Source organism: Vibrio sp. SCSIO 43135 (assembly GCF_023716665.1).
GTDB classification, from domain to species: domain Bacteria; phylum Pseudomonadota; class Gammaproteobacteria; order Enterobacterales; family Vibrionaceae; genus Vibrio; species Vibrio paucivorans.
Window position 1 is genome coordinate 1,542,486 of record NZ_CP071859.1, and the last position, 11,725, is coordinate 1,554,210.

General features: G+C 43.1%; 12 protein-coding genes. 2 read left to right on the forward strand and 10 right to left on the reverse strand.

Features of this window, described 5'->3' with window-relative positions; genetic code table 11:
* Nucleotides 1–36 precede the first annotated feature (36 nt).
* Together J4N42_RS06990 and J4N42_RS06995 are read right to left on the reverse strand one after the other, a co-directional pair.
* Nucleotides 37–1,230, reverse strand: coding sequence for a class I SAM-dependent methyltransferase (locus tag J4N42_RS06990; protein ID WP_252030707.1), 1,194 nt, complete (start codon nt 1,228–1,230; stop codon nt 37–39).
* A gap of 105 nt (nt 1,231–1,335) precedes the next feature.
* On the reverse strand, nt 1,336–2,739 hold the full coding sequence (locus J4N42_RS06995; protein WP_252030797.1) for a methyl-accepting chemotaxis protein: 1,404 nt from the start codon (nt 2,737–2,739) through the stop codon (nt 1,336–1,338).
* Nucleotides 2,740–2,830: 91 nt separating this feature from the next.
* On the opposite strand from J4N42_RS06995, the gene yccX reads away from it, so the two are divergent.
* On the forward strand, nt 2,831–3,103 hold the full coding sequence (yccX, locus tag J4N42_RS07000) for an acylphosphatase (RefSeq protein WP_252030708.1): 273 nt from the start codon (nt 2,831–2,833) through the stop codon (nt 3,101–3,103).
* Nucleotides 3,104–3,109: 6 nt separating this feature from the next.
* Here yccX and J4N42_RS07005 read toward each other — a convergent pair whose 3' ends face one another.
* The 6 genes from J4N42_RS07005 to J4N42_RS07030 form a co-directional block, all read right to left on the reverse strand.
* Complete coding sequence (locus tag J4N42_RS07005; RefSeq protein WP_252030709.1) at nt 3,110–3,439, reverse strand: TusE/DsrC/DsvC family sulfur relay protein; 330 nt, start codon at nt 3,437–3,439, stop codon at nt 3,110–3,112.
* Nucleotides 3,440–3,566: 127 nt separating this feature from the next.
* Nucleotides 3,567–4,229, reverse strand: a complete 663-nt coding sequence (locus J4N42_RS07010) for a Bax inhibitor-1/YccA family protein (RefSeq protein ID WP_252030710.1) — start codon at nt 4,227–4,229, stop codon at nt 3,567–3,569.
* A 191-nt stretch (nt 4,230–4,420) separates the two neighbouring features.
* Nucleotides 4,421–5,185 carry an amino acid ABC transporter ATP-binding protein gene (locus tag J4N42_RS07015; protein ID WP_252030711.1) on the reverse strand — a complete coding sequence of 255 codons (765 nt, stop codon included), beginning with the start codon at nt 5,183–5,185 and terminating at the stop codon, nt 4,421–4,423.
* Between the two features lie 21 nt (nt 5,186–5,206).
* Entirely contained in the window at nt 5,207–6,304 is a 1,098-nt protein-coding gene (locus J4N42_RS07020; protein WP_252030712.1) for an amino acid ABC transporter permease, read from the reverse strand.
* A 2-nt stretch (nt 6,305–6,306) separates the two neighbouring features.
* A complete protein-coding gene (locus J4N42_RS07025; protein WP_252030713.1) occupies nt 6,307–7,512 on the reverse strand; it encodes an amino acid ABC transporter permease in 1,206 nt (401 codons plus the stop codon).
* Nucleotides 7,513–7,586: 74 nt separating this feature from the next.
* A complete protein-coding gene (locus tag J4N42_RS07030) occupies nt 7,587–8,615 on the reverse strand; it encodes an amino acid ABC transporter substrate-binding protein (RefSeq protein ID WP_252030714.1) in 1,029 nt (342 codons plus the stop codon).
* Nucleotides 8,616–9,075: 460 nt separating this feature from the next.
* Between J4N42_RS07030 and J4N42_RS07035 the strand changes: the two genes are divergently transcribed.
* The gene (locus J4N42_RS07035; RefSeq protein ID WP_252030716.1) at nt 9,076–10,014 is read left to right on the forward strand and encodes an NAD(P)-dependent oxidoreductase; all 939 of its coding nucleotides are present in this window, start codon (nt 9,076–9,078) and stop codon (nt 10,012–10,014) included.
* Nucleotides 10,015–10,097: 83 nt separating this feature from the next.
* On the opposite strand, the gene J4N42_RS07040 is transcribed toward J4N42_RS07035, so the two are convergent.
* The gene (locus tag J4N42_RS07040) at nt 10,098–10,583 is read right to left on the reverse strand and encodes a YajQ family cyclic di-GMP-binding protein (protein ID WP_252030717.1); all 486 of its coding nucleotides are present in this window, start codon (nt 10,581–10,583) and stop codon (nt 10,098–10,100) included.
* Between the two features lie 18 nt (nt 10,584–10,601).
* Nucleotides 10,602–11,654 (reverse strand): 3-deoxy-7-phosphoheptulonate synthase, encoded by a 1,053-nt coding sequence (locus J4N42_RS07045; protein ID WP_252030718.1) that lies wholly within the window; start codon nt 11,652–11,654, stop codon nt 10,602–10,604.
* Nucleotides 11,655–11,725: the final 71 nt, after the last annotated feature.

Consider the following 11,725-nt stretch of genomic DNA (forward strand, 5'->3'; position numbering starts at 1 on the left):
CCAATAGGCCCTTTTTTATTGAATTCGATAAGTGAATTATAGGACTTTGCACGCAAAGCCCTTCAAGTAGAAACCTTCAGGGTAAGCAGAATCGGTTAAGTGATCCGCTGCTTGCTCAAATCGTTCTACAAATTTAACGCTACGGCCTGCATCTAGTGCTGCGTCAGCGATCACTTTTTGGAATAGATCTGCGCCCATTAGGCCAGAGCAAGAGTAAGTAAGTAAAGTACCGCCAGGTTTCAATATCTGCATGGCCAGCATGTTGATATCTTTATAGCCGTTTGCGCCAGATGTTAAGTTGTTTTTGCTTGAAACGAACTTCGGTGGGTCCATTATCACGACATCAAATTTAGTACCTTGGTCACGGTATTCACGTAGCAGTTTGAAGACGTCAGCGTTAAGGAAGACAGCTCTCTTTTTCGAAATATCAAACTCGTTGATTTGAGCATTGTGCTTAGCTGTGTCTAATGCAGGTTGGGATACATCTGCGTTAATAACACGCTTAGCGCCACCTTTTAGTGCATAGAGGCCAAAACCACCGGTGTATGAAAAACAGTTGAGCACTTCTTTGTCTTGAACGTATTTCATCGCTTGTAGTCGGCTATCGCGTTGATCTAGGTAAAAGCCAGTTTTATGACCATTGACGATATCAACACTGATCTTAACGCCGTTTTCTTCAATCACAACAGACTCTGGTGGGGTAGAGCCGTGCAGTACACCAACCGTTTCTTTTAAGCCTTCTTTTTTACGTACAGCAACGTCTGAACGTTCATAGACATGACAGTTCGGGAAGCACTCTATTAGAGCTTCAACTAACAAACTTTTGTTGTATTCCGCACCTGCACTTAGTAATTGGCAAACGAGGTAGTCTTGGTACTTATCAATTGTGATACCAGGAAGGCCATCTGACTCAGCTGCGATCAGTCTGTAGCCTGTAAGCCCATCACGTTTGATAATGTCTTCGCGAAGTAGCTGAGCATCTTGGATGCGTTTTACAAAGAATGATTTATCTATCTCAACGTTTTCAAAGCTCCACACGCGCGCTCGAATTTGAGAATTTGGTGAGTACGCAGCTTTCGCTAACCAACGACCATCTTTAGTCAATACGTCGACTGTTTCGCCCAGTTCTGGAGTACCTTCGACTTTGCTAATACCGCGAGAAAAAATCCAAGGGTGTTTACGTCGTAGAGATTTATCTCTGCCTTTTTCTAAGTAGATTGCCGAAGTCATTACTGTGCTCTATTGGTTTTGAAAGGTGGGTATTGTCGGGGAAGGGAGGGTGAATTGCAATTAAAGCCAAAATAAAAAGGCCACTAAGTAGTGGCCTTGGGTTCGTTATGCTTTAAGTCCAACCAAAAGTGATTCCATACGGTCACTTTGACTTCTTAGTTGATCAATATTGCTGTTGGTCGCATTGATTAAAGAGCACACATTGTCGGCTTGCACTCTTACTTCTTCGACGCTTGCGGCGATATTGTCAGCTACAACGCCTTGCTCTTCTGCTGCTGTCGCTATTTGAATGCTACTGTCGGATATCGACTGATTCTTATCTGCTAATGAACCTATTTCAGCATTGACTTCTGACATTAACGTTTGGCCTTCATTAGCATTGCTTACTGTCACATCCATCAACTTGGTTAGCGCTTGGCTATTACGCTGTAGTGATTCGATCATTGATTGAATTTCCACAGTGGCCTGTTGAGTTCGGCCTGCAAGAGCTCGAACTTCATCCGCAACCACTGCAAAGCCTCGGCCTTGTTCACCAGCACGAGCCGCTTCAATAGCTGCGTTCAAGGCGAGTAGGTTAGTTTGCTCCGAAATCCCATTGATGGTTGTGACCACTTCATCAATCTGAGCCGCGTTTGAATCCAATTCCCCAACTGCCTGAGAGGCCGATTGGATCTCACTTGATAGGCTAGAAATCGACTCTAATGTATGACTTACTTTCGATTGCCCTAGTTGAGCAACACTTTTCGCATCTTCAGTTTGGGTACTAGAGTCATGAGCAAGCGTTGCCACTTCACGAATGGTTGAAGCCATTTGTTCTGTTGCACTCGCTAGCGAGTTTAGATGCTCTTGTTGGGTGTTTGACATATCCGAGCTTTGTTGAGTTGAGAGATTAAGCTCAGAGCTAATTTGTTGCATTAAAGCAACCGATTCTTGGATAGATTGAACCAACGTCTGTTCGCGCTCTGCTACTTTATCAATAGTAATTGCGATCGTGCTGAATTCATCTCTCACTTTGAAAAAGTTCATTCGACTGGTTAAGTCGCCATCAGCCAATGTAGATAGCGCTTTGTTCATGGTAAACATGGCGCCACCGATAAAGGTCATAATGTAGTAAACACCTAAAGCGATTAAGCCAAGTGTAACTAAAACGACTGTTAGATGCGTCGTGGAAAGAGAAGTCCAGATATCTTGCTCATGGTTTGAAATAAGGCTAAAGGCGCCGTTGGCGACCGATATCGAACCTTCTCCGGATCCAATTTTGATGGTATCTGAATTGGCGATGAGCGCGGACACTTGTTGTTGGCTTAAATTGCCTGCTTCGATTAGACCTTTCATCAGAACCAGCTCATTTTTGTATAGGTTATCGAGCATAGCGTCAGATGAACTGTCTAAAACTAATGTAAGAACGGCGAGAGCAATGATGGGTAGAATAAAGAGAAGATAGAATTTTTCTTGTATTTTTAAGTGAATGAGATATTTGTCGATCCAGCGAAATGGTATTTCTTTCATAATAATTGTACTCATTGAGAAACCCTCTTTCCATTGAGGGTGGGAATAGAACTGGGGAATATATCACCCTAATGAAATGAGAGGTATAGATATGAATAAAAAGTGCGAGAAATTCACGGTATCTGGGAGGGTGCAGGGTGTCGGGTTTCGCTACCATACTTCACATCAAGGGTTGAAGTTTGGGCTGACGGGGTACGCTAAGAATTTAAATAGCGGTGATGTTGAAGTAATGGTTTGCGGAGAGAGCTTGGCGATTGAACAGATGGCAAACTGGCTTGAAGAAGGCCCCCGTACAGCCGCAGTCGAAAGTGTGCAGCGAGAAGAGGCCATAATGAGGGAGTTTAGAGGGTTCGAGATACTCTAGTCATTTTTATAGACATTTAGCTGGCTTAGGTAAGCCAGCAAGTTTTGTTGCTTGCTTCGCTGGACCTTTTTTAAACAGCTTAAATAGGTATTTGCTATTCCCTTTTTCAGGGCCATGAGCTTTTTCCATCGCCTTTACCAACATTCTTACCGCTGGTGAAGTGTTGAATTCTTCATAAAAGTCACGAACAAAATGTATCACTTCTAGATGAGCGTCGGTTAATTCTATGCCTTCATCTTCCGCTAAGATATTTATCATTCCTTCTTCCCACTGGGTGTGGTCAAGAAGGTAACCTTGCTCATCAGTTTCAATTTGCTTGCCGTTATATTCGAACATGTTGTTTGGCTCTAGGTGTTAAGGAACATGAATAGGTTAGCGTGCACGTCGGGCTGCTTCAATAGAGCAGAAATAAAAAAGCCCAAAAGCAAGAGCTTTTGGGCTTTCTTTAAACAACTAAACGAGATTAGTCGTTGTTCATAATACCTAGAATACTTAATAGGCTGATGAAAATGTTGTAGATAGAAACATACAGCGTGATAGTTGCTGAGATGTAGTTAGTCTCGCCACCACGGATAATGCCCTGTGTTGTCATAAGAATAGCCATTGTAGAGAACACAATGAATAGGCTGCTCAGTGCTAGGTGCAGTACCGTAGATTGGATAAAGAAGCTTGCAATCATACCTACAACAAGAACAACGAATAGTGACAACATTAGGCCACCCATCATTGAAAGGTCACGGCGCGTTGTCAAAGCGTAAGCTGAAGCGGCCATAAACGATAGTGCAGTACCACCTAGAGCAGTAAGAACAACATCGCCCATGCCAGCGCCAATGTACATGTTTAGCAGAGGACCGACTGTGTAGCCTAGGAAACCAGTGAACAAGAACGTGAACACAAGACCCATGCTATTGTTGCGGTTTTTCTCTGTTAAGAAAAGCAGGCCGTAAAAGCCAACAAGCATTAGGATGATGCCAGGACGAGGCAAGTTCATTGCCATTGAAACGCCTGCTACGACAGCAGACCATAGTAAAGTCATTGAAAGTAGAGCGTAAGTGTTACGCAAAACTTTATTTGTTTGGATTGCACTTTCTTGTGTAGAAGTGCGGCTAAACATAGGGCTGTTCATAATCTTCCTCATGAGGGTTTATGTTTATAAGTACATTTATGGGGCTGAATGTAACAAAAATCAAGCCCTGCGTACTATCTTTCTACTTAAAATAATAATGTAAATATGCACTTAAGTATTTTCTAAGATGTAACACAATATAACAACTAAAAAGAGGCGATAGAATCGCCTCTTGGTTCAGTGCTTTAGCTTTAATGATGGAGGATTTGTGCTAAGAAGTTTTGAGTTCGATCGGACTGTGGGTTCTCAAAGAAATCAACTGGGTTGTTTTCTTCAATAATCTCACCTGCATCCATGAATATGACTCGGTCAGCGACTTCTTTCGCGAAACCCATTTCGTGTGTTACACACAGCATTGTCATCCCTTCTTCTGCAAGTTCAACCATTACATCGAGTACCTCACGCACCATTTCTGGGTCGAGTGCTGATGTTGGTTCATCAAACAGCATTACTTGAGGGCTCATACATAGAGAACGTGCGATAGCAACACGTTGTTGCTGACCACCAGATAGCTGACCTGGGTACTTATCGGCTTGATCTGGGATCTTAACTCGCTCTAGATACTTCATCGCGATGGCTTCGGCTTCCTCCTTAGGCATTTTCTTTACCCAAATCGGAGCCAGAGTACAGTTTTCTAGAACCGTTAGGTGAGGGAACAAGTTAAAGTGCTGGAAACACATGCCTACTTCACGGCGAACTGCTTCGATGTTTTTAAGGTCTTCGGTAAGTTCATTACCAGAAACAATAATTTGGCCTTTCTGATGTTCCTCGAGGCGGTTGATACAGCGAATCATGGTCGATTTGCCAGAACCGGAAGGGCCACAAATTACGATTTTTTCACCTTTACGGACATTAAGGTTGATGTTTTTAAGTACGTGAAACTCACCGTACCACTTGTTCATATCCTTAATTTGAATCATCGGTTCTTGTGAATCATTCGATTGTTGTTGCGTCATAATACGTCCTTGAGCTTTCTATTATCGTTTGTGACCGGTATGAAGTTTGTTTTCAAGCCATATCGAGTACCTCGACATGCCAAAACAAAATACCCAGAACACTAACGCGACAAATACATAACTTTCTGTTGCAAAGCCTAACCACTCTGGGTCGGTGTTTGCAGCTTGACCTATACCTAGTACATCAAACATACCAATGATTAGAACTAGACTGGTATCTTTAAATAGACCGATAAAGGTATTTACGATTGAAGGAATTGTGATTTTTAAAGCCTGAGGCAAAATAATAAGCCCCATTTTTTTCCAGTAGCTTAACCCTAGAGCATCAGCTGCCTCGTATTGGCCTTTAGGGATCGCTTGTAAACCGCCGCGAACCACTTCTGCCATATAAGCGGCACTGAACATCACCACACCGATTAGTGCACGTATCAGTTTGTCAGTTTCTGAACCTGCAGTTAGGAACAGTGGCAACATTACTGAAGCCATGAACAGAACAGTAATCAGCGGAACACCACGCCAAATTTCAATATAGACGGTACAAATACTACGGATGATCGGCATTTCAGAGCGTCTACCAAGTGCAAGTGCAACACCGATTGGCAGAGATACCACAATACCAACGAGAGCGATGATTAGTGTAACGAGTAAACCACCCCACTTATGTGTTTCCACAACCTCTAGCCCGAATACGCCACCGTAAAGTAACCCGGCGATAATGAACGGATAAATGTTGACGAAGAACAACCAAATCCAAAGTCTTTTTGGCGTTTTTTCATACGCCAGCAATACGGTGAATATAGCTAAAGTGATGTAGAACAGGCGAGGGCGCCATAACTCGGCCTCTGGGTAGAAGCCGTACATAAACTGCTCCCAGCGCACGCTAATGAACACCCAGCATGCTCCTTCTCGAGTACAAGCGTCGCGAGTTGTTCCTACCCAGTCTGCATTGAGAATAGCCCAGTCAAAGATGTACCATGCTAGAGAAAAGGCAAAGTAACCTAAGACTAAAGTTACTATTGAATTTACCGGCGTATTAAACAGGTTTTTACGTAACCAGCCTACAACACCAACAGTATTTGCTGGAGGCGGAAGATCTGGCTGAAATTGATGTATGCTCATCGTTATCTCTCCACCAAGGCTACTTTACGGTTATAAACGTTCATCAATGCTGAAGTTAGCAAGCTCAGCGTTAGATAAACCCCCATCGTCATAGCGATAATTTCTATTGCTTGACCGGTTTGGTTAAGCGTTGTTCCTGCAAATACAGATACCAAATCAGGGTAACCAATTGCCATCGCCAAAGACGAGTTTTTGGTCAGGTTTAAGTATTGGCTCGTTAGTGGAGGAATAATGATTCGCAAGGCTTGCGGAATCACGACCAGTTTCAGCGTTCTTGAGCGGGGTAAACCCAGGCTCATTGCCGCTTCAGTTTGGCCATGGCTTACCGCATTAATACCAGATCGAACAATCTCCGCGATAAATGATGCAGTATAGATAGACAGTGCGAGCAACAATGCTGCTAACTCTGGAATAATGCTTATACCGCCGCGGAAGTTAAATCCTTTCAGTTCTGGCATTTCTGCACTAATAGGTGAACCCATTAAGAAATAAACGACAACCGGTAGGCCAACGCATAATCCAAGAATAATACGTCCCATAGGAGTCTGTTGACCGGTCAGTCTTTGCTTATTATTCGCCCAGATATTAATGACGATAGAAGCGATAATACCGAAAACCAATGCAGCGATGACTATCCCACTGCCTTGTTCAAAAACAGGAGCAGGGAAATAAAGTCCACGAACATTTAGGAAAACAGCTTCACCGAGACTCATACTTTGTCTTGGAGACGGGAGTGCCTGCAAAACTGCGAAGTACCAGAAAAAGATTTGTAAAAGTAGGGGTACGTTTCGGAAAATCTCAATGTAAACCGCAGCGAGTCGACTAACTAACCAGTTAGATGATAAGCGAGCGACACCCATCACGAAACCAATAACGGTAGCCAGAATAATACCTAGGAAAGATACTAGGGCAGTATTGAGTAGGCCGATAACGAAAGTACGTCCGTAAGAGTAGGTTTCATCGTATTCAATGAGCGTAAGGCCAATCCCAAAGCCAGCTTCTTGATCAAGGAAACCAAAACCAGTGGCGATACCACGAGCGTCTAGGTTTGTAAGGGCGTTATTAACAATGGTGTAGAAGAAAAAGATCAGCGCTAAAATCGCAATGATTTGAAAAACGACAGATCGAAAGGTGGGATTGTATATAAGGCTTGTGCTTTTGGCTGATCCGTTATCAGCCTGAGAAGCAACAGTATTAGTAGGTTTCATACAGCTATAACCTCAAATCCATTTTACAAAAAGGGCGGCCTAAACCGCCCAATTTTTATTTAGATGTTGCTTAATTAACGGATTGGTGGCGCGTACATGAAGCCACCAGCATTCCACAGTGCGTTAACACCTCGTGAAATTTGTAGCGGAGAGCCAGTACCAACAGTGCGCTCGAAGCTTTCACCGTAGTTACCAACTTGTTTCACTACTTGATAGCCCCAATCGTCACGAATGCCTAGGCCTTTACCTTTAGGGCCATCAACACCTAAGATACGCTTAACGTTTGGATCTTTTGATTTAAGCATTTCGTCGGCATTCTTCGAAGTAATGCCGTACTCTTCTGCGTTAATCATTGCGTTAAGTGTCCACTTAGCAACGTTAAACCACTTGTCATCATCTTGGCGTACAACTGGGCCTAGTGGCTCTTTAGAAATGATTTCTGGAAGTACGACTGCTGATGAAGGATCTTTCAAGTTAAGGCGAAGTGCATATAGACCTGATTGGTCAGTTGTTAGTACGTCACAACGACCGGCATCGAAACCTTTTGAAGTTTGCGCTGCTGTATCAAATACAACCGGCTTGTATGCCATGCCTTGGTTACGGAAGTAATCTGCTAGGTTTAGCTCGGTTGTTGTACCAGACTGAACACAAACAGATGCGCCGTCGAGCTCTTTAGCGCTTGAAATACCAAGATCTTTCTTAACCATGAAACCTTGACCATCGTAGTAGTTAACGCCTACGAAGTTTAGGCCTAGTGCAGTATCACGGTGAAGTGTCCAAGTGGTGTTACGAGATAGAACGTCAATCTCGCCAGATTGTAGGGCTGTAAAACGCTCTTTCGCTGTTAGCGGAACATATTTAACTTTCGTTTTGTCGCCAAGAACCGCTGCTGCTAGAGCTTGACAATACTCAACATCGATTCCTTCCCATTCGCCTTTAGAGTTAGGGTTAGAGAACCCTGGCAGACCAGTACTTACACCACAAGTTAAAAAGCCTTGTTTTGTTACTTTGTCCAGGGTGCTTTCTGCTGCTGATGCAGATGTTGCCATCATTGCAGTAGATGCAGCTACGACTGAAGCAAGAATTGTTAGTTTATTTGCCATTTGTATCCTTCCTGTATGATCCGTGTTAAACCAGGTGACCCCTGATACAACTTACTCATAAATGTTGTGTTTTATAATTTGTCGGTCAACTTGGTGATTAGTAACAATCAACTAAATCAACCATTTATAAGCGTAGGTAAGGATTTGTGTTTTCTCAAATGTATAATTTAAAAAGATTTTTGATGGAACTCACAAACCCAAACTGTAATTAGAATGACGAAATGTTACGCGAATGTAAATAGTGCAACAGTTCACACTATTGGGGCAAAAGGATTTATCGATAAAATTAATAATTAACACTTGTGTAACATTTTATAATGGGTAGTTGTGTTGGAAGTATTGACTAAAGATCGTATTAATTTTGGTGAATAATTGTATTGATACGAATAAATAGATGATCGTGGTGCCCCAATTTTGGTAGCATGTTATTGATAGTGTTTTGAATTAACTAGGGACGTAGATGCAGTATTTTCCGCTTTTTATGGATTTGTCCAATAAGCCAGTTCTGGTTGTTGGTGGCGGTGAAGTCGCGAGCCGTAAAGTCGACTCATTGATTCGGGCTGGTGCACAGGTCACTATTGTGTCTCCAAATATCGAGCCATACCTAAGAGAGTTGGTTGACAATAAGCGCTGTACATGGGTACAAAACTTTTATTCAAGTGATTTACTTGATAAGTGCTTTGTTCAGGTTTGGGCGACGACCGACAATCCAGAGCTCAACCATAAAGTACATAAAGATGCCAAATCTCTTGGGCTATTAGTTAATGTGGTTGATGATCTTCCGTATTGCGATTTTATAACTCCCTCTATGATCAATCGGGGGCGTATTCAGCTCGCCATATCAAGTGGTGGCGCTTCTCCTGTACTCGTTCGCAATATTCGAGAATTGCTAGAAACGGTTCTTCCGCAAAACTTGTCGCTGCTCGCTGACTTTGGTGCTTCGAAACGCAACTCGATAAAAGAAGCGTTACCGAATGTAACTCTAAGAAGAAAGTTCTGGGAGCAATTTCTACGTAACCCTGAAGTCGAAAATGCAGTCTCGCGCGAGGCTCTCGAGGCACTTTACCAACAAGCACTCAACACTAAACTGGAAAGTGAAGGCAGTTGCAGTTGGTTGGAATATGGTGACGATGTTGAGCGTTTGTCTCTTAAAGCTCTGCGTCTGATGCAGAAAGCTGAAATCGTTCTTCATGAGCAGCATTGCCCATTTGACTTTGTAGACTTATCTCGAAGGGACGCAGAGCGCAAAAGCTTTAAAGATGCGGTTGAGCTGTCGGATATGCTGACTAAAGCGAGAAAAGAGAACTTAAGAATTGTTGTATTTGTTCCGTCAAATAAGAGTGACTTTACCTTATTGATAAACAATGATGCTTATTTGAAGCTTGCTGAAGTCTTGTAGCTGATATTGAATTGACTTTGAGACAATAAAAATCCCGCTTTATTAGCGGGATTTTTGTGTTTAATGCTAATTAGGCAGCGTGATTAGTCACGGAAATTTTCAAATTGGAAAGGTTGGCCCAATTCGGCAGACTTCACCAACGCCATAACTTGTTGCAAGTCATCGCGCTTTTTACCTGTTACGCGTACTTTTTCGCCTTGAATAGCGGCTTGTACCTTAATTTTGGCATCTTTGATTGTCTTTACGATCTTCTTGGCTGTGGCTGCATCAACCCCTTGCTTAAACAAAACGTTCTGATGCCAGTTTTTACCAGTTTGCTCAGCATTTTGAGATTCCATCGCATTGACGTCTACACCGCGTTTGGTCAAGTTGCCGCGTAGAATATCGCGCATCTGCTTGAGCTGAAAATCACTCTCACAACTTAGTTTTACGGATTCGTCTTTAGTGACTTCAAAACTTGCTGTTACGCCGCGAAAGTCGAAGCGAGTCGACAATTCACGTGAAGCGTTGTCTACTGCGTTACGCAGTTCAACCGTATCAATTTCAGAAACAATATCAAAAGAAGGCATTTTTGGTCCTCGTATCCTTTATTGGCGAGCTTTTACAGCGTCGGCTAACATATCAAGCATTTCTACCGTGTCTTCCCATCCTAAGCAAGGATCGGTAATCGATTGACCATAAGTTAAGTTATCTAAATCACACATCGGCTGATTGCCTTCGATGATAAAACTTTCTGCCATGATGCCTGCAATATAGCCTTTGCCTGATTTAATTTGCTCACACACATCTTTAGTCACTTCTAACTGCTTACGATGTTGCTTTTCGCAATTAGCGTGGCTGAAGTCGACGACAAGTTTCTGTGGCAGGTCGAACTGTTCTAGTTGCTTACATGCTGCTTCAACAGATTGCGCATCGTAGTTTGGACCAGTGTCTCCTCCACGCAGGATGACATGTCCATACGGGTTGCCACTTGTGCGGTAAACCGTCATTCGTCCATTCTTGTCTGGAGAGTAGAAATAGTGTGATGCTTTTGATGCGCGAATTGCGTCGATTGCGATTTTGATGTTGCCGTTCGTACCGTTCTTAAATCCAACAGGGCAAGAAAGAGCAGAAGCCATTTCACGGTGGATTTGAGATTCAGTTGTACGAGCACCAATTGCGCCCCAAGTGATTAGGTCAGCAATGTATTGGCCCGTAATCATATCCAAAAACTCAGTCGCTGTTGCAAGGCCAAGTTTGTTGATATCAAGTAGCAGTTTACGCGCTTTGTTTAAACCTGTTTCTAATGCATATGAGCCGTCTAGATTTGGATCCGTAATTAGGCCTTTCCAGCCAACAACAGTTCGAGGCTTTTCGAAGTAGGTACGCATGACCACAAATAGCTGGTCTTTGTATTGCTCCTGAATGGCCGCGAGTTTACCCGCGTAGTCCAATGCTGCATCAGTATCGTGTACAGAGCACGGACCAACAATAACAAGAAGGCGATCGTCTTCTCCGGTTAAAATACTTTCAATTTGTCTACGCGACTGAGCTATTCGCTGCGCTACATCATCAGTAATTGGGTGCGCGCCACCTAACTCTGCAGGTGTTGGCATTGGTCCCAGTGGTTGTGTTCTTAATTCATCTGTTTTTAATGGCATGCGAAAGCCTGTACTTTTTATTGCGAAGCGCTAAAGATAACGGAATTGAGCAGAGGAATAAACTCCTTATC